We start from the raw sequence: 15,368 nt of genomic DNA, 5'->3' as shown, positions 1-15,368 counted from the left end.
CGTTCTGGCGAACATCACTCTGGCACATTGCAATGCCGTCGGTAGGGGGCATCCACTCCATCAGTTCTCAGTGGCAATCAACACTTTGCCCTGTTGCTGCGTGAAAAGGCTTTAGGTGTGAGGCGCATCATCGCGATAGGGTTGGGGGTCGCCGGCCTAATCGTCCTATTCTGGCCATCCACGACAGTTGCTGCATTGCCTAAGCCGGAGGCCTTTCCCGGCGCAAGCTTGGTAGGTGACATGGGGGTGGCGTCGGCCGCATTCACCTACGGCTACGGATCGGTCCTGGCCCCCCCCGCTTCTTCGTGCTTATCCAGCATTATTGATTGCAGGGATCACGACCTTCGTGGGGGACTGGGCCTTGTCGTCGTGGCGGTGATATTTGAGACCGGTGCTATGACGGCGCTTTCAGGGCATTGGGGATCTATCGCCTGGATAAGCTGGCTTTTCCTTGTCGTCTTCGGCTCGCCTATTGGTTACACCACCTACATGCGCCTCCTAAGAGATGTCGGAGCTTCAAGGGCAGGCAGCTATGCGTTTGTCTCGCCTGTCATCGCCGTGGCGCTTGGAGCGATGTTGTTCGCCGAGGAGGTTAAGCTGCTAGACATCATTGGCATCATAGTGATGCTCAGCGGCGCCAATTTCGCTATGGCGGATGCACCAAGGCACCGTAAATACACTGCTAGAGGTGAGGCGTGATTGGGTCCACTGCCGCAGAAGAACTGGAACTACTGTCGCGCACGGGGTACACCGCGCTGCCTACACCGGCTGATCATCAGACGGAGGCAGCGTGTTTAATTCAAGGCGAACCGACCGCATAGCCGCTTGTAAAAGCTCGTCACGATCGTGCGTGCCCCTATTATAGAGTCTCGCGACCGCTGCGGTCAGCCTGCCGATCGCAGCTGGATCCCGCGCGACGCCTTGAGCGCGCGCGACCTCCTTGACCACACTCGCACAAAAGCGCGCATCTTCTTTCGAGATCGTTGCTGGCACTTTTTATCTCCCCAAGATGGCCCACCCCACGAATGGGGCAGGCCACAGCTTATTTAAAAGTCCATGCTCGGGCCAGCGGGGAGGGCGGGGGCGGCGTCCTTCTTCGGCTTTTCGGCGATCATCGCTTCCGTCGTCACCAGGAGGCCGGCAACCGAGGCCGCATCCTGGAGAGCGGTGCGGACGACCTTGGCCGGGTCGATCACACCCTGCGCGTAGAGATCGCCGTACTCGCCGGTCTGCGCGTTCCATCCGAACGACAGATCGGACTTTTCTCGAAGCTTGCCAACGATAATCGAGCCTTCGGCGCCGGCATTCTCAGCGATCTGACGCACAGGTGCCTCGATCGCCCGGCGGACGATATCGATACCGACCCGCTGATCGTCGTTGGCAGTCGGCAGACCGTTGAGTGCCTTCACGGCGCGAAGCAGTGCAACACCGCCGCCCGGGAGGATGCCTTCCTCAACGGCAGCACGGGTCGCATGCAGTGCGTCATCGACGCGGTCCTTCTTCTCCTTGACCTCGACTTCGGTCGAGCCGCCGACGCGGATGACGGCGACACCGCCCGCGAGTTTGGCGAGACGTTCCTGCAGCTTTTCGCGGTCATAGTCGGAGGTGGTCTCCTCGATCTGCGCGCGGATCTGGGCCACACGTCCGTCGATCTCGGACTTGGAACCGACGCCATCGATGATCGTCGTATTCTCCTTCTCGATCGCCACCTTCTTGGCACGGCCGAGCATGTTGAGTGTCACGTTTTCGAGCTTGATGCCAAGGTCTTCCGAGATGACGGTGCCGCCCGTCAGGATCGCAATGTCTTCCAGCATGGCCTTGCGGCGGTCGCCGAAGCCCGGAGCCTTGACAGCAGCGATCTTCAGGCCGCCGCGTAGCTTATTGACGACCAGCGTTGCGAGCGCCTCGCCTTCGACATCTTCCGCGATGATGAGCAGAGGCCTACCGGACTTCACCACGGCTTCCAGCACCGGCAGCAAAGACTGAAGGTTGGAGAGCTTCTTTTCATAGATGAGGATATAAGGCTCTTCGAGCTCGACCCTCATCTTGTCCTGATTGGTCACGAAGTAGGGCGACAGATAACCGCGGTCGAACTGCATCCCTTCGACGACTTCCAGCTCGGTCTCGGCAGTCTTGGCTTCCTCGACGGTGATCACACCCTCATTGCCGACCTTCTCCATCGCTTCGGCCAGATACTTGCCGATCTCCTCGTCGCCATTGGCCGAGATGGTGCCGACCTGGGCAATTTCGGAATTGCTGGTGATCTTGCGGGCGTTGGTCTTCAATTCTTTGACGACAGCGTCGACGGCAATATCGATGCCGCGCTTGAGGTCCATCGGGTTCATTCCCGATGCAACCGCCTTGGCGCCTTCCTTAACAATGGCCTGGGCGAGCACAGTTGCCGTGGTGGTACCGTCGCCGGCGAGATCATTGGTCTTCGATGCGACTTCGCGCAGCATCTGCGCGCCCATGTTTTCGAACTTGTCTTCCAGTTCGATCTCTTTGGCGACGGAAACGCCGTCCTTGGTGATGCGTGGCGCGCCGAACGACTTGTCGATGACGACATTTCGGCCTTTTGGGCCGAGCGTGACCTTCACCGCATTGGCGAGAACATCGACCCCACGCAGCATGCGTTCACGGGCATCTGTGTTAAATTTGACTTCTTTCGCAGCCATTTGTTCACTCCTTCAATAGGCAGTTTCTTGACTGATGGGCGGTAATGTGTGATTACGCGGCTTGCTTCTGCTCGGCCTGAGCTTCGATAGTGCCCAGGACGTCGCTTTCCTTCATTATCAGGAGGTCTTCGCCGTTGATCTTGATTTCGGTGCCAGACCATTTGCCGAACAGGATCCGGTCGCCAGCCTTGACGTCGAGCGCCTGGGTCTGGCCGGCCTCGTTGCGTGCACCAGGGCCGACGGCGACAACTTCGCCTTCCTGCGGCTTTTCCTTGGCAGTATCAGGGATGATGATCCCGCCCTTGGTCTTTTCCTCGGATTCGACCCGGCGGACAAGAATGCGATCATGAAGCGGTCGGAACGACATGTTTTCCTCCGTTGAGCAAAAATGATGACGTTGAAGACCCAGGCCGGACCGGATGACCAGTCCGGGCGGGTGAGAACCTCGTAGAGCGTTCGCAGGCAAAATTTATTTTCGAGATTTTTTGATTTCAAGAGACTCGCGAGAAAAAATCAGCACTCGATGTCGCTGGCTGCTAACATGCTGGAAAGGAACAATAACCTCCCTTGAAGATTTACGAAAACCGTTGATGGATGCATGATGTTACGCCACCTTTGGCAGTGTCATGAAAGGAGATGAAGCATGCAATTCTCGTCGGATCTGGAGCGTCAACTCAACGGTTACGGTCTCACCACCGCGCATATCCTCTATCGCATTCCCGATTACGAATCTGTCCTTCAAACCTACGTCTGGCAAGATTACGACCTCGCTCCCGACTTCCCCGAGATGCGCAAATTCTTGGACTTTTGGCGCGACAGCCTCGACGGGCCTCTCCACTCTGTCCGCTATACACACCAGCGCCTGATTGGACCGAACGAATGGCGCCGTGTCGAGGGCGAGTTCAAGCTTCAATGAACTCTTGAATTTGATTTTTCCGCTTCCTAGCTGATCGACCGCCGAGGCGTTGACCTCGGTGTCAGCGCCGATTGCGTATGGAGTGACACCTTTATGGAAGAGAATATCAACATCATCAAGAGCGCTGGTATCGATGAACGCGAAGAGATCATCGTCGATTTCGCCCGATGGCTTGGCGCAGCGTCGCAGGGCGCACTGGTTCACGGCGAAGGTCGCTTTGCCATGATGTCGGCCAGCATGGCGGAAGCAATGCGGGTCAATGCCGACGAGCTTGCTCGCGATAATCCTGAAAAGACAGAAAGTGTGCTCCAGCAGGCTAGCGCGATGATGGCGCAATTCAAGGCTGCGTATCCTCATCGGGTTATCAGTCGGTCTGTTCACTAAGGATGATGAGGCAGACGTGGTCTCGGGCCTTCGTCGAGGCCGGGGAATTCGGCGGCGAGAGCGAAAACATCGAAATCAGCTGAGCCTACTTGAGGCAAAATTTTTCGCGCCGCGGATCTTGAATTCAGAATTCTCAAAAACCAAATCGTCCGCCGCCAGCTGCTGAACATAGAGCTGGCCTTGCTGGGAGCGCCGTCTTTCCGCGCTTCTGTACCCATGTTGCTTCAAGGAGGATATGGCTATGGCAACATCTGACTACGCACCGCTTTTCCGTTCGAGCGTTGGCTTCGATCGGGTCTTCAATCTTCTCGAAAACGCCCAGCGCGCCCGCTCGATCAGCGACTGGCCGCCCTATGACATCGTCAAGACAGGCGATGACGGCTACCGAATCTCGATTGCGGTGGCGGGCTTCACCCAGGACGACCTCGAAATCACTTTCCAGTCCAACCTGCTGACTGTCACCGCCAAGAAGCAGGAGGCCTCTGCCGACGCCTACCTGCATCGCGGGATCGCTGGGCGCCCGTTCGAGCATCGGTTCGAGCTTGCCGACCATGTGCGGGTGAACGGCGCGGATCTGAGCAATGGTCTCCTGTCCATCGATCTTGTTCGTGAAATCCCGGAAGCCCTGAAGCCCAGGAAGATTTCGATCCAGAGCACGCCTGCTCTAACTTCGGCCGCTCCGGCTCAGATCGAAGCACATAAGGCGGCTTGATCGTTAAGTTCATCCAGTAGGTCAGGGGCGCCATTGCGGTGGCGCCCGTCAACATTCCGGGTTGGAAAGGAGAGAGCGATGAAACCCGATATGTTCAGACAACCTTTCACCATTCTTGTCGGCTTGGGCTTCCCTGCGGAGGTTCGTGGCGTGCTAGATGCATACCGACACCTGGTCGAATGGCCGGTATCGTTCAAAGACGCGGCGCATTCGGTTGCCCTGAAAGCGTGTCGGGCGGCGCTTCACGGGGAAATCGAAGCAGAGACGGCACGCGGCCTGTTCGCAGCATTTGCGGCGAAGCATGATCTGCTGGCTCCCGAAACGTCAGCGATTGCTGCCTCTCGCATGCGGCGCGACCGCGATCCCCACGTGCAATGAGGCCATGCCATGGAAAACGCCATCTTGCAGCAGGCGATCGACTGTGCAGTCACCATGGGCCCTGCCGTATTGATGCCAGGCATGCAACTCCGGCGGCCGATCGATGTCGTGAGAACCCCATCTCTCTCGGTCGATGACAAGCGCGCCATCCTTGCTGCGTGGGCATCCGACTTCTATGCGGTCGATTCAAAGCCGGCTTTTCGACAATTGCCAGGGATGAATGAGCCTGTCTTAATCGACGAGATTCAGTCTGCGCTCAAAGAACTGGACGGGCTGCATCATTCGTAGAGGGGCCCCACGGGTGTTCCAGGTCGCGGACGCGTCCGAATTTCGAGCGACCCGCGACCGTTCTTCCTGGTGGTGGTTTATTCAGCGCTCGATGAATTCGGCACAATTGGCCGTTACCGTTTATTTCGGCGCTGGCGTTCAACACTTGCGCGCAGTCGAGGGCTGTCAAAAAACTAATCGTTGACGGAACGTTACAATTCGCATAATGGTGCGTCATCGATCTTTTGCTTGCCGAGCTTTGTCTACCGCGCGATTGGCACCGCGCTCTAAGCGAACTTCTCTTTCAAAAATAGTCGGTTTACTGCTGCGTGGCGCTTGCTTCGCGGTCCCTCACTCTATGCTTGAAAGGGTTCATCATGACCACTGGCACAGTAAAATGGTTCAATTCCACCAAGGGCTTCGGCTTTATCCAGCCTGACAACGGCGGCGCTGACGCCTTCGTTCATATTTCCGCTGTCGAGCGCGCCGGAATGCGCGAGCTGGTCGAAGGCCAGAAGATTGGCTTTGAACTCGAGCGCGACAACAAGTCGGGCAAGATGTCGGCCTGCAATCTGCAGAACGCTTAATCGGTATCTGCTTCCCTTTGACCACGGATGTACTGGCATCGCCGGAAGCAATTATCAGTTTAAGGCCAGGCACTTCGCCTGGCCTTTTTCGTTGGCCTCACAGCCAAGATCCAGGACATTCAATGACAGAGACTTATAGTAAATCCCGCCAGCGGGCAGAGACCGCCTTCGGCAATCTCCAGACCGAATTTTTCGCCAAGTATAATGCGGCGGAAGAGCTCGATTCCGTGGCCCAGGCGCGCGATGTCAAGACGTTCAGGCTGCGCGAAGCTCGCCTCGCCAAGGAGCAAGCCGACCGGATGTCTGCAACATCTGCCCTGCGTGCCAAACGATCCAAGGCCGGCTGATCATCCCAAATACGAATATTAGGATAAAAATTTGAGACACGCCAGAAACAACGAACTTACCGACCGACGCTCCGCTGCTGCGGACGCAATGACAGCTCTTCTCACAGCCTACCGAGCTGCAAAGACGGCGACTGAGCCGTCACAGGCCACCAGACAGGCCGAGCGCATCTCCCTTTTTGAAGCGCGCGAGGCGCGCCGTGCGGAACGGGATCGACTGAAGCATGAGGAGCGTAACCGGCTCGAGATCCTTGCGGCTCAGGAACAGGCGGCCATCGAGGCAGCAGCTGCGACCGAGATCGAGGCCCGACAGGCGGCGGAGAATGCCCGGATATCACGGGTCGTTCAAGATGAGGCCGCTCGCAAGGTTGAACCCGACAGACGTTATGCCGCCCGCAAGGCTCGGCAGGCTTGACGTTCACGCACCCACCCTCGGCTGGATGGGTCCGTAAAATCAGGCATGACCTGGTCATGCCCGAACTTACTCATTCCTCAGGAGCCGCCCATGGCAGCTGATACGAACGAACTTCAGGCAATAGACACAGCTTGGCAAATCGCAATCCAGGAAATCCTGCGCATGGTCATTCGCGACATGTACCGCGCCGGCGGAGAGGAACATTTCAAGGAGCAGATCGCGCGCATCGAAGAGGCCGCGGTCGACAGCATCCATACTGATCTCCGGCTTCGGGGAACCACCGAATGGACCGAGGTGCTCGTCAAGGAACGAGCGAGCAATTTCGTGACCACGCTGCTCACCTCCTTTACCTTCGACCGCGCCTAAGTGACGAACTGTCATCGGCAACCAGTCTTTGGGTGAGTACGATGTTTTGATTGAAATTCTTATGGTCCGCGAGGTTGACCTGTCAGGCGTCCGCCTAAATCAAACTATCGAATCCGTAGCAATACAAGCGGTCTTACGTGGAAGAGCACAGCGCAGAACGGCTCGCAGCTATCGTCTAGTCTTCCTTCGACGCGATCATCAATAAGCATCTTTCCGGCACGATTGTAGCTGAAATAAGGCGGCCGAACGCATGTTCGGCTATGCGGAAACCGAGGCGGCCTGAAAGTCGATCGATCTGATCATTCCCGATGACACACGGGATGAACAGGCGACATCTTGCTCCGGCTGAAGATGAGCGAGCGGATCGAACCCTTCCAGACGACGCGCCGCTATCGAGACGGCCGGAAGGTGCCGATCTCGATTACCATCTCCGCAATCAAAAGCCGTGGCGGCGAACTCGTCGGCGCGTCGAGCACCCGTGAGGGAACACAGGCTTCGGTCACTGTTTTCGGGCCGGGCGCGGTTTAGCGCTGCGGAAGGCATCCGCACCGCTGTCCTGTCACATATGGGCCTCGCGGTCGCGTCCGACTGGATGTTTGCGCCGGAACTGGCAGACGGTACGGTGCGGCGCGTCCTTGAAGACTGGGAACTTCCACGGATCGATCTCTGGGCGGTCTTCCCGACCGGCAGGCTGGCAAGCGCGAAAGCGCGCGCTTTCGCCGGCTTCGCAGGATCGATCGTTACCGCGCAAAGCGTGTGACCGAGAATGCCGGACGTCCTGTCCTTCAGCAACAACAGGTCGGTGGTTCGATACGGTTCAAGAACTTAATTAGCACATGGCGGCGCGAAAATGGTTTGAGTTCCACTCTGGAGTTCGTCATGCAATTGCATTACTATATCCTTAGATGTGGGAGATCGCTATGGCTGCAAACGCTCTTGTCCCAACACGCATTGATTCCGACGTTCGGGACCGTGCCTCCGCCGTGCTTGAGAGCATGGGACTTACGGTATCTGATGCGGTCCGTATTTTGCTAACCCGTACAGCCAACGAGGGTGCGCTGCCACTTGAGCTTCTTTCGAGAAGTGAAGCGCATGATGCTTGGTTTCGCGCGAGGGTGCTCGAAGCGTTGAGCGATACTCGACCAGATGTGTCCGATGAAGAAGTCGATTCGCATTTTGCGCAACGTCGAGCAGCGGCCCGTCGCAAATCCGTTGCATCCAGATCGTGAAGCTCACCTAGTCTGCGTTTGCATTATCGGATCGCGACGGCATTTTCACATATTCTGAGGAAGTCAATCCTTCAGCCGCCATCTTGATCGACGAGCGCCACTCGTCGCCTGATCGATTTTCCCGCGAGCGGGCGCGTTGGTAGGATTGCCGGGACGCGCGAGCTTGTGATCAACGGCACGCCTTATATCGTGGCATATACCGTTGCCGAGACAACGATCCGTATTTTTCGCGTCCTACATGGTGCGCAGGAATGGCCGGACTCATTGCCAGGCGGGTGATTCGACTCCCATCAGCGGGGCGGCAGTTCGTATCCCCTATGGCTGAAGCAAATGCGAACGTGAATTCTGTGTCTTGTGTCTTTGGGTCAAAAAAATGGGTCAGTATCCTTCTGAAAGCCAACCGCTATGACAACCCCACCAATGTCGCATCGCTTTGGATGGCGACAACCACTCTTGCCTTGGAAGCCGGCTATGGCACGGGCGCGGCCGTCTCGTGATGGTATCTATGGCAGGTTGCGCCAATCGAGCGAGTTAGAATTTGACAGCCTTCAATCCCCTCGATCACCCTTTCTCGAAAGAATGCGCCTCCGGCCGACACTGATAACGTTCTCCATCGCTTGCCGAGCGCCCATCTCGTCGCGGCGTCGGATTTCTTCAACGATCCGCATGTGATTGGCCGCGACGTCGCCAATCTTTCTCCGGTCGCCGGCCGGTGAACTCAGCTTGAACACCCCGGCAAGTGCCGCCTCGATAAGGTTTCCTACGGTGCGCATGAATGGATTATGCGAAGCCTCCATGACGGCAAGGTGGAAGCGCAGATCGGCGAGCGCCAGCGTTTCCGGGGTATGATCCGGATCGCCCATGGCTACTGCAAGGTGCATCATCTGGTTAATTTCTGCTTCGCTGGCCTCACGGGCGGCCAGTGCTGCGGCATGTGGCTCGAAACCGCCGCGAATATCACTGAGATGCAAGAGGAAGTTCTCATCCACGCCAGCGGCGAAATGCCACGTTAGGATGTCGCCGTCGAAGAGGTTCCACTGGTCTTTGGAGGTCACGCGCGTGCCGATGCGGGCACGCGGCACAATGAGCCCCTTGGCCGCAAGCGTCTTCATTGCCTCGCGCAGCACGGTGCGCGACACCCCGAAGCGGGTTACAAGCTCGACATCGCGGGGCAGCGTGGCTCCGACAGGAAACTCGCCGGAAACGATGGCTTTGCCGAGTTCCGTGACGACCTGCAAGTGGCTGGTATGTGCCACCGCTCCGCTTACCATCGTTTCGAGCAGGCCCTTTTTGCGCACAGCTCCGCCCTCTCCTAAGCGCTGAAACGTCGTTGCGAAGGCGCATCCGTCAGGCATATCGCCTCCGCCGCGCCGTGAGCTGGATCAGGCCCTTCTGGAGCAGGATGAAGGCGAAGAGCAGCAGGCCGATTAGGATTTTCGTCCACCAGCTCGAGAGCGATCCGTCGAAGGTGATGTAGGTCTGGATGAGGCCCTGGATGAAGATGCCGACCAGCGTGCCCGCCACGAAACCGGAGCCGCCCGTAAGCAGCGTGCCGCCGATGACTACGGCAGCAATGGCATCGAGTTCGACGCCGACCGTCGCCAACGAATAGCCGGCGGAGGTGTAGAGCGAGAAGACGATGCCGGACAGGCCGCCCAGAAAGCCGGACAGCGAATAAATCAGGATCGTCGTGCGGCCGATCGGCACGCCCATCAGCCGCGCCGTCGCCGCCCCGCCGCCAAGCGCATAGACATTGGCGCCGAAGCGGGTGCGGTGGGCGATCAGGATGCCTGCCGCGAAGATGAGAAGCATCAGGCCGCCGATCAGCGTGATGCGCCCGCCGCCGGGCAGCTTGTAGTAGAAGCTCTTCAGCGTCGCATAGAAGGGGTGCTTGATCGGGATCGAGTCGATCGACAAGACGAAGGCCATGCCGCGCGCCAGAAACATGCCAGCGAGCGTGACGATGAAGGGCGGCATTTCGAGGTGGTGCACGATCGCGCCCATCAGCGCGCCAAAGGCCGTCGTCAGCGTGAGCGCCAGGGCAAAGGCGACGAGCGGATGGATCGCCGTCTGTTCGAGCAGCACCGCGAGGAAGACGCCGGTAAAGGCGATGACGGCGCCGATCGACAGGTCGATACCGCCGGATAGGATGACGAATGTCATGCCGACGGCGGCGATGCCCAGAAAGGCATTGTCCGTCAAAAGATTGCCGATCACCCGCGTCGACAGCATGTTCGGGTATTGGGCGAAGCAGACAGCATAGGCGATCAGGAAGATCGCGACGGTGGCGACGAGCGGAAGGTAGCGCGGGTTCATTTCGCCTCCTGCTCCGTCTTCTCCGCCACCGCTCGTGGACGCGACAGGAAGACGAAGGCCGACTGCGCGCGCGGCGACTGGATAACCAGAATCAGCACGATGATCGCCGCCTTGATGATTAGATTGAACTCCGGCGGGAAGCCGGACAGAAGGATGCCGGTGTTGATCGACTGGATGATAAGCGCTCCCAACAGCGAGGCCGCGATGGAAAAGCGCCCGCCGAGCAGCGAGGTGCCGCCGACGACGACAGCAAGGATCGCATCGAGCTCCAGCCAGAGGCCGGCATTGTTGGCATCCGCGCCGCGGATATCGGCCGCCGCAATGATGCCGGCAATGGCAGCGCAGAGGCCGGAGAGCACATAGGCCGCGATCAGCAGCACGCCCGTCGATACGCCCGACAGCATGGCGGCGCGGCGGTTGATGCCGAGCGCTTCGATCAGCATGCCGAGCGCGGTACGGCGCACGAGGAGCGCCACCAGCAAGCCGAAGACGAGCCAGATGACGACCGGCATGGGCAGACCGAAGAACGAGCCGCTGCCGAGGAAGATCAAGCCCGCATCGTTGAAGGTGAGGATAGCGCCCTCGGTGATCAATTGCGCGATGCCGCGGCCGGCGACCATCAGCACCAGCGTGGCGATGATCGGCTGGATATCGAGCACCGCGACGAGGATGCCGTTCCACAGGCCGCAGAGAATGCCGGTGCCGAGCGTGATGAGAAGCGTGATAGCAAGCGAATGGCCGGATGTGATGCAGGCGGCGGCGACCGCGCCGCAGATCGCCATGACGGCGCCCACAGACAGGTCGATACCCTTGGTGGCGATGACCACCGTCATGCCGATCGCCAGCAGCGCCACCGGCGCGCCGCGGTTGAGGATGTCGATCACGCTGCCGTACAGCCGGCCGTTCTGCATTTCGAGCCGGAAGAAGCCGGGAAAGGCGATCGACACCATAACGAGAATGACGGCGAGGGCTGCGACCTGCGGGAAGAGGCGAATGGCATAGGTTTTCAGTGTCGCGCTCATGCGTCCACCTTCCCGGCGGAAGCGGCGATCGCTTCGACGATGCCATGCGTGGTGACGCGCTCGCCGGTCAGTTCCGCGACATGCGCCCGGTCGCGCAACACGATGACACGACTCGAATAGGCGACGAGTTCTTCGAGTTCGGAGGAAATCACGATCAGCGACATGCCTTTTTCGCACAGGGATTCGATGAGGCGGATGATTTCCGCATGCGCGCCGACATCGATGCCGCGCGTCGGCTCATCGAGGATCAGAAAGTCCGGATTGGTGGCGAGCCAGCGGGCGAGGATCGCCTTCTGCTGGTTGCCGCCGGAGAGCAGCTTGATCGGCTTTTCACGGTCGCTCGTGCGGATATCGAGTGCCTTGATGTATTGGTCGGCGAGGCGATCCTGCTCGCCACGGCTGATCGGCCGCGCCCAGCCGCGTCGGGCCTGCAAGGCGAGCGCAATGTTTTCGCGCACGGACAGATCGCCGACGATGCCGTCCACCTTACGATCCTCCGGGCAGAAGCCAAATTTTTCGCGGATGGCGGCGCGCGGCGATGAAAGGTCGAGTGCGCGGCCGTCGGCCTCCGCCGTGCCGCTGTCGGCACGCTCGGCGCCGAACATTATTTCCGCCGTCTCGGTGCGCCCCGAGCCGAGCAGGCCGGCGATACCGACGACCTCGCCCGTGCGCACGTCGAGATCGAACGACTGGATATGGCCCTTGCGGCCGAAATCGCGGAAACGGAAGCGCACCGCGCCGTCCTCGCCTTTCGGTCCGTGTCCGGCGGCGACTTCCTGCACCAGCTCGCGGCCGAGCATCATGGCGATCAGCTCCCGACGCGGCAGCGCCGCCGTTTCGCGCGTGCCGACGAGCTGGCCATTGCGCAGCACGGTGATGCGGTCTGATATCTCATAGACCTGTTCGAGGAAATGCGTGATGAAAACGATGCCGAGGCCCCGCGCCTTCAGCCGCCGGACGATGCCGAACAGCATCGTGACCTCATGCGCATCAAGGCTCGCCGTCGGCTCGTCGAGGATCAGCACCTTGCCGGAGAGATCGACCGCACGCGCAATTGCCACCACCTGCTGCACGGCGACAGAATAGGCGGCAAGCTCAGCGGTGACATCGATTTCGAGTTCGTATTCGGCAAGCAGCGTCCGCGCCCGCCGGTTCATCTCGCGCGGGCTGACGAGGCCAAACCGCTTCGGCTGGCGGCCTAGGAAGAGGTTCTCGGCGACCGTCAGGTTCGCCAACAGGTTCACCTCCTGGTAGACCGTGCCGATGCCCAGCGCCTGGGCTTCCAGCGTGCTCTGCGGATCGACATCCGCGCCATCGACGAGAATGCGCCCGCCATCCCGGCGGTAGGCACCCGTCAGGCATTTGACGAGCGTCGATTTTCCCGCGCCGTTTTCGCCGAGCAACGCGTGCACTTCGCCGTGCCGGAGCGAAAAATCTACCCGGCTGAGCGCCTTGGCGCCCGGGAAGATCTTGTCGATCCCCGTCGCCGAAAGAACATAGGAACTGACCGGCTGCATGATCCCGACCCCGCATGAAATTTTTCGCGCGCGCTCCACGCCAAGTTAGGAGCTGGACGTGGGGCGCGCTGGGGAGAGATCAGTAGCCGAGGCCCTTCTTCGCCTCGTACACCTTCGCCGGATCATCGGCCTGAGTGTAGAGCTTCGATTCGGTCTGGATCCACTTCGGCGGCGCCTTACCGTCCTTAAGGAAGGCATCGAGCGCGTCGAAGGCGGGGCCTGCCATGTTCGGCGTCAGTTCGACGGTGGCGTTTGCCTCGCCGGCAGCCATAGCCTGGAAGATATCCGGCACGGCATCGATCGAGACGACGAGGATATCCGTGCCCGGTTTCAGGCCAGCTTCCTTGATCGCCTGGATGGCGCCGACGGCCATGTCGTCATTATGGGCATAGAGCGCGCAGATGTTCTTGCCGCCGTTTTCCGCCTTCAGGAAGCTTTCCATGACTTCCTTGCCCTTCGTGCGTGTGAAATCGCCGGTCTGGCTGCGGACAATCTTCAAGTTGTCTTTACCGGCCAGCGCTTCCTCAAAACCCTTCTTGCGGTCGATCGCCGGCGAGGAGCCGGTCGTGCCCTGGAGCTCAACGACATTGCAGGGTTTTCCGGCAACCGTGTCCACCAGCCACTGGCCGGCAACCTTGCCCTCATGCACGAGGTCGGAGGTGACGGCGGTCATGTAGAGGTCGTCGGACGCATCGACCGTGCGGTCGAGCAGAATGACCGGGATTTCCGCATCCTTGGCTTCCTGCAACACCTCATCCCAGCCGGTTGCCACGACGGGCGCCACGAGGATGGCATCGACGTCTTGGGCAATGAAGGAACGCAGAGCCTTGATCTGGTTTTCCTGCTTCTGCTGCGCATCGGCGAATTTCAGGTCTATGCCGCGCTGCTCTGCCTGCTGCTTTGTGAGCGTAGTTTCCGCGGCGCGCCAGCCTGATTCTGAGCCGATCTGCGAAAAACCGACGGTAAGTTCGGCAGCGGATGCGGGGCCGAACATCGAGGCAGCAAGGATCGTTGCACTCGCGAGTGCGATTTTGATTTTCATGATTTCCTCCCAAAGAAAGCTACCGCTCGGCAGCATCCTTAAAACATCATATTGTATTACTATTGTAAACCATCAAAGTTCGATCAATCCTCGAAAGGCTCAGTTACCATGGGTGACGGAGCAAGTTTTGTAATGAAGTGACAACGCCGCCTTCAAGCGATGCGTCGATCGTGACGCCTAGCAACGCGGATGTCCGCAAACTTACACGCGGGCATACGCGAGCAATCCGATAACGACGCAACGCTAGATGTGCTGAGCAGCGGGTTCTCGGTTGAGCGTTAGCTCCCCACGATGGAACTGTCGCAAGGGACGGCCAAGACATCGCCAATCAAGTGATCGCCGTTCAACCGGCAAGCTTTAAAAAGTCATTGAGCCGGGAACTCGAGCTTTCTAACATCATAGCCGAGCTCGCTCGCCTTTCGCACCATCCGCTCTAGCCTCTTTTTCGAAGGAACGGCTCGAGAGTAGATCCAAAGTTCCTTCATCGACGGACTAGCGCTAATGAACCAAGAATTGTCCGGGGACTTGTAGAGGACCCAGTAGTTGAATTTGATCAGCAGCGGATAACGGACACGCATCTTGGCGTTTGTTGTCCCGAAATCTTCTATTTTTCCGCTACCGGTGACAGTCTTCAAGCGGCCTTTTGGGGTATCGACGCGGCAACCGTCTTCGACCAGGACTTCGTCGGGGGCCCTACCCTTCCGGTAGGTCGAATACCCTGCGACGCAACCGTCGGTCAAGAACATGGGCGTCCGCGCGATTTCGAGCCACGTGCCGCGATAGTGGTCAAGCCCAACCTTGACCACTTTTGGGGAGGCACTAGCACTGGCAGCGACTCCCGCAGTCAGGCTGGCCGCCAAGGCCAGAATAACTAAGAAGCGAACTTTTAATGGCATGGTCGTTTCCAAAGCAATTGTACGCAAATGCAGGCTCCCACGTTGGCGGCAGAAGGATGCGGTCTTTCTTGTCGATCGTGCGCATAAGCGCATTCGTTCAACAGCGTCCATTACGAGAATTTTTGCGCACCGGTTCAGTCGCACCGTCCCAAAAAGCCTGCCTTTCAAAAATTTGAGGTATCGCGAAGAGTGCTGCCGCATGCGGTTGGCGTCCTCGGCAGCGCGGAAGAGATACTGCGGTTCGGAGGCGTGGCGGTGATGGTTGCCGAGCTTGTGCGCCTGCCAATGGTGGCATCTCGCCG

22 protein-coding genes and 2 pseudogenes are annotated in these 15,368 nt (G+C 59.1%); 16 read left to right on the top strand and 8 right to left on the bottom strand.

Going from position 1 to position 15,368, the window contains the following annotated elements; genetic code table 11:
• Window positions 1-396 precede the first annotated feature (396 nt).
• Complete coding sequence (locus AC1Q6Z_RS28885) at window positions 397-699, top strand: EamA family transporter (protein ID WP_492649978.1); 303 nt, start codon at window positions 397-399, stop codon at window positions 697-699.
• A gap of 347 nt (window positions 700-1,046) precedes the next feature.
• Here the strand turns inward: AC1Q6Z_RS28885 and groL are convergent, their stop codons facing one another.
• Both groL and groES read right to left on the bottom strand, forming a co-directional pair.
• A complete protein-coding gene (gene groL / locus AC1Q6Z_RS28880) occupies window positions 1,047-2,675 on the bottom strand; it encodes a chaperonin GroEL (protein ID WP_492649977.1) in 1,629 nt (542 codons plus the stop codon).
• 52 nt (window positions 2,676-2,727) lie between these two features.
• On the bottom strand, window positions 2,728-3,042 hold the full coding sequence (gene groES / locus AC1Q6Z_RS28875; protein WP_492650067.1) for a co-chaperone GroES: 315 nt from the start codon (window positions 3,040-3,042) through the stop codon (window positions 2,728-2,730).
• 276 nt (window positions 3,043-3,318) lie between these two features.
• Here groES and AC1Q6Z_RS28870 point away from each other — a divergent pair, with 276 nt between their 5' ends.
• The 14 genes and pseudogenes from AC1Q6Z_RS28870 (at window position 3,319) to AC1Q6Z_RS28805 (ending at window position 8,770) form a co-directional block, all read left to right on the top strand.
• A complete protein-coding gene (locus AC1Q6Z_RS28870) occupies window positions 3,319-3,591 on the top strand; it encodes an usg protein (protein WP_112821152.1) in 273 nt (90 codons plus the stop codon).
• Between the two features lie 93 nt (window positions 3,592-3,684).
• On the top strand, window positions 3,685-3,975 hold the full coding sequence (locus tag AC1Q6Z_RS28865) for a hypothetical protein (protein ID WP_492649976.1): 291 nt from the start codon (window positions 3,685-3,687) through the stop codon (window positions 3,973-3,975).
• 241 nt (window positions 3,976-4,216) lie between these two features.
• The gene (locus tag AC1Q6Z_RS28860) at window positions 4,217-4,687 is read left to right on the top strand and encodes an Hsp20 family protein (RefSeq protein WP_492649975.1); all 471 of its coding nucleotides are present in this window, start codon (window positions 4,217-4,219) and stop codon (window positions 4,685-4,687) included.
• A gap of 78 nt (window positions 4,688-4,765) precedes the next feature.
• Window positions 4,766-5,065, top strand: a complete 300-nt coding sequence (locus AC1Q6Z_RS28855) for a DUF982 domain-containing protein (RefSeq protein ID WP_492649974.1) — start codon at window positions 4,766-4,768, stop codon at window positions 5,063-5,065.
• 9 nt (window positions 5,066-5,074) lie between these two features.
• The gene (locus tag AC1Q6Z_RS28850; RefSeq protein ID WP_492649973.1) at window positions 5,075-5,353 is read left to right on the top strand and encodes a hypothetical protein; all 279 of its coding nucleotides are present in this window, start codon (window positions 5,075-5,077) and stop codon (window positions 5,351-5,353) included.
• A 356-nt stretch (window positions 5,354-5,709) separates the two neighbouring features.
• Window positions 5,710-5,919 (top strand): cold-shock protein, encoded by a 210-nt coding sequence (locus AC1Q6Z_RS28845; RefSeq protein ID WP_037135461.1) that lies wholly within the window; start codon window positions 5,710-5,712, stop codon window positions 5,917-5,919.
• Between the two features lie 122 nt (window positions 5,920-6,041).
• Window positions 6,042-6,266, top strand: a complete 225-nt coding sequence (locus AC1Q6Z_RS28840) for a hypothetical protein (protein WP_492649972.1) — start codon at window positions 6,042-6,044, stop codon at window positions 6,264-6,266.
• A gap of 31 nt (window positions 6,267-6,297) precedes the next feature.
• Window positions 6,298-6,678 carry a DUF6481 family protein gene (locus tag AC1Q6Z_RS28835; RefSeq protein ID WP_492649971.1) on the top strand — a complete coding sequence of 127 codons (381 nt, stop codon included), beginning with the start codon at window positions 6,298-6,300 and terminating at the stop codon, window positions 6,676-6,678.
• 90 nt (window positions 6,679-6,768) lie between these two features.
• Complete coding sequence (locus AC1Q6Z_RS28830) at window positions 6,769-7,044, top strand: hypothetical protein (protein ID WP_093003340.1); 276 nt, start codon at window positions 6,769-6,771, stop codon at window positions 7,042-7,044.
• Between the two features lie 336 nt (window positions 7,045-7,380).
• Window positions 7,381-7,572 (top strand): hypothetical protein, encoded by a 192-nt coding sequence (locus AC1Q6Z_RS28825; protein WP_492650074.1) that lies wholly within the window; start codon window positions 7,381-7,383, stop codon window positions 7,570-7,572.
• Complete coding sequence (locus AC1Q6Z_RS28820) at window positions 7,490-7,804, top strand: LysR substrate-binding domain-containing protein (RefSeq protein WP_492649970.1); 315 nt, start codon at window positions 7,490-7,492, stop codon at window positions 7,802-7,804. The genes AC1Q6Z_RS28825 and AC1Q6Z_RS28820 overlap by 83 nt, the downstream gene beginning before the upstream one ends.
• Before the next feature lie 160 nt (window positions 7,805-7,964).
• The gene (locus AC1Q6Z_RS28815) at window positions 7,965-8,273 is read left to right on the top strand and encodes a type II toxin-antitoxin system RelB/DinJ family antitoxin (RefSeq protein ID WP_492649969.1); all 309 of its coding nucleotides are present in this window, start codon (window positions 7,965-7,967) and stop codon (window positions 8,271-8,273) included.
• 41 nt (window positions 8,274-8,314) lie between these two features.
• Window positions 8,315-8,552, top strand: a pseudogene (locus AC1Q6Z_RS28810) (type II toxin-antitoxin system RelE/ParE family toxin).
• On the top strand, window positions 8,525-8,770 hold the full coding sequence (locus AC1Q6Z_RS28805) for a hypothetical protein (protein ID WP_492649968.1): 246 nt from the start codon (window positions 8,525-8,527) through the stop codon (window positions 8,768-8,770). The pseudogene AC1Q6Z_RS28810 and the gene AC1Q6Z_RS28805 overlap by 28 nt, the downstream one beginning before the upstream one ends.
• 51 nt (window positions 8,771-8,821) lie before the next feature.
• Here AC1Q6Z_RS28805 and AC1Q6Z_RS28800 read toward each other — a convergent pair whose 3' ends face one another.
• The 6 genes from AC1Q6Z_RS28800 to AC1Q6Z_RS28775 form a co-directional block, all read right to left on the bottom strand.
• Window positions 8,822-9,544 carry a FadR/GntR family transcriptional regulator gene (locus AC1Q6Z_RS28800; RefSeq protein WP_439619131.1) on the bottom strand — a complete coding sequence of 241 codons (723 nt, stop codon included), beginning with the start codon at window positions 9,542-9,544 and terminating at the stop codon, window positions 8,822-8,824.
• A 76-nt stretch (window positions 9,545-9,620) separates the two neighbouring features.
• On the bottom strand, window positions 9,621-10,589 hold the full coding sequence (gene yjfF / locus AC1Q6Z_RS28795) for a galactofuranose ABC transporter, permease protein YjfF (RefSeq protein ID WP_439619126.1): 969 nt from the start codon (window positions 10,587-10,589) through the stop codon (window positions 9,621-9,623).
• A complete protein-coding gene (locus AC1Q6Z_RS28790) occupies window positions 10,586-11,611 on the bottom strand; it encodes an ABC transporter permease (protein WP_439619127.1) in 1,026 nt (341 codons plus the stop codon). The genes yjfF and AC1Q6Z_RS28790 overlap by 4 nt, the downstream gene beginning before the upstream one ends.
• Window positions 11,608-13,128 (bottom strand): galactofuranose ABC transporter, ATP-binding protein YtfR, encoded by a 1,521-nt coding sequence (gene ytfR / locus AC1Q6Z_RS28785; protein ID WP_439619128.1) that lies wholly within the window; start codon window positions 13,126-13,128, stop codon window positions 11,608-11,610. Before ytfR ends, AC1Q6Z_RS28790 begins: the two co-directional genes overlap by 4 nt.
• A gap of 79 nt (window positions 13,129-13,207) precedes the next feature.
• Window positions 13,208-14,170, bottom strand: coding sequence for a galactofuranose ABC transporter, galactofuranose-binding protein YtfQ (gene ytfQ / locus AC1Q6Z_RS28780; protein ID WP_439619129.1), 963 nt, complete (start codon window positions 14,168-14,170; stop codon window positions 13,208-13,210).
• A gap of 365 nt (window positions 14,171-14,535) precedes the next feature.
• Window positions 14,536-15,066: a lipocalin family protein gene (locus AC1Q6Z_RS28775; protein ID WP_439619132.1), complete on the bottom strand. Its 531-nt coding sequence runs from the start codon at window positions 15,064-15,066 to the stop codon at window positions 14,536-14,538.
• Window positions 15,067-15,276: 210 nt separating this feature from the next.
• On the opposite strand from AC1Q6Z_RS28775, the pseudogene AC1Q6Z_RS28770 reads away from it, so the two are divergent.
• Window positions 15,277-15,368, top strand: a pseudogene (locus AC1Q6Z_RS28770) (damage-inducible mutagenesis protein); the annotation flags it as partial.

Source organism: Shinella sp. GW835-FHT14H05 (assembly GCF_058793575.1).
The sequence above is the reverse complement of the archived record's forward strand: the minus strand, read 5'-3'. Positions and strand labels throughout refer to the sequence as shown.

What these genes read in the sequence shown, in the direction of transcription:
- AC1Q6Z_RS28885 (WP_492649978.1), top strand. Translation starts at nt 397, where the DNA reads ATGACGGCGCTTTCAGGGCATTGGGGATCTATCGCCTGGATAAGCTGG.
- groL (WP_492649977.1), bottom strand. Translation starts at nt 2,675, where the DNA reads ATGGCTGCGAAAGAAGTCAAATTTAACACAGATGCCCGTGAACGCATG.
- groES (WP_492650067.1), bottom strand. Translation starts at nt 3,042, where the DNA reads ATGTCGTTCCGACCGCTTCATGATCGCATTCTTGTCCGCCGGGTCGAA.
- AC1Q6Z_RS28870 (WP_112821152.1), top strand. Translation starts at nt 3,319, where the DNA reads ATGCAATTCTCGTCGGATCTGGAGCGTCAACTCAACGGTTACGGTCTC.
- AC1Q6Z_RS28865 (WP_492649976.1), top strand. Translation starts at nt 3,685, where the DNA reads ATGGAAGAGAATATCAACATCATCAAGAGCGCTGGTATCGATGAACGC.
- AC1Q6Z_RS28860 (WP_492649975.1), top strand. Translation starts at nt 4,217, where the DNA reads ATGGCAACATCTGACTACGCACCGCTTTTCCGTTCGAGCGTTGGCTTC.
- AC1Q6Z_RS28855 (WP_492649974.1), top strand. Translation starts at nt 4,766, where the DNA reads ATGAAACCCGATATGTTCAGACAACCTTTCACCATTCTTGTCGGCTTG.
- AC1Q6Z_RS28850 (WP_492649973.1), top strand. Translation starts at nt 5,075, where the DNA reads ATGGAAAACGCCATCTTGCAGCAGGCGATCGACTGTGCAGTCACCATG.
- AC1Q6Z_RS28845 (WP_037135461.1), top strand. Translation starts at nt 5,710, where the DNA reads ATGACCACTGGCACAGTAAAATGGTTCAATTCCACCAAGGGCTTCGGC.
- AC1Q6Z_RS28840 (WP_492649972.1), top strand. Translation starts at nt 6,042, where the DNA reads ATGACAGAGACTTATAGTAAATCCCGCCAGCGGGCAGAGACCGCCTTC.
- AC1Q6Z_RS28830 (WP_093003340.1), top strand. Translation starts at nt 6,769, where the DNA reads ATGGCAGCTGATACGAACGAACTTCAGGCAATAGACACAGCTTGGCAA.
- AC1Q6Z_RS28815 (WP_492649969.1), top strand. Translation starts at nt 7,965, where the DNA reads ATGGCTGCAAACGCTCTTGTCCCAACACGCATTGATTCCGACGTTCGG.
- AC1Q6Z_RS28805 (WP_492649968.1), top strand. Translation starts at nt 8,525, where the DNA reads ATGGCCGGACTCATTGCCAGGCGGGTGATTCGACTCCCATCAGCGGGG.
- AC1Q6Z_RS28800 (WP_439619131.1), bottom strand. Translation starts at nt 9,544, where the DNA reads ATGGTAAGCGGAGCGGTGGCACATACCAGCCACTTGCAGGTCGTCACG.
- yjfF (WP_439619126.1), bottom strand. Translation starts at nt 10,589, where the DNA reads ATGAACCCGCGCTACCTTCCGCTCGTCGCCACCGTCGCGATCTTCCTG.
- AC1Q6Z_RS28790 (WP_439619127.1), bottom strand. Translation starts at nt 11,611, where the DNA reads ATGAGCGCGACACTGAAAACCTATGCCATTCGCCTCTTCCCGCAGGTC.
- ytfR (WP_439619128.1), bottom strand. Translation starts at nt 13,128, where the DNA reads ATGCAGCCGGTCAGTTCCTATGTTCTTTCGGCGACGGGGATCGACAAG.
- ytfQ (WP_439619129.1), bottom strand. Translation starts at nt 14,170, where the DNA reads ATGAAAATCAAAATCGCACTCGCGAGTGCAACGATCCTTGCTGCCTCG.
- AC1Q6Z_RS28775 (WP_439619132.1), bottom strand. Translation starts at nt 15,066, where the DNA reads ATGCCATTAAAAGTTCGCTTCTTAGTTATTCTGGCCTTGGCGGCCAGC.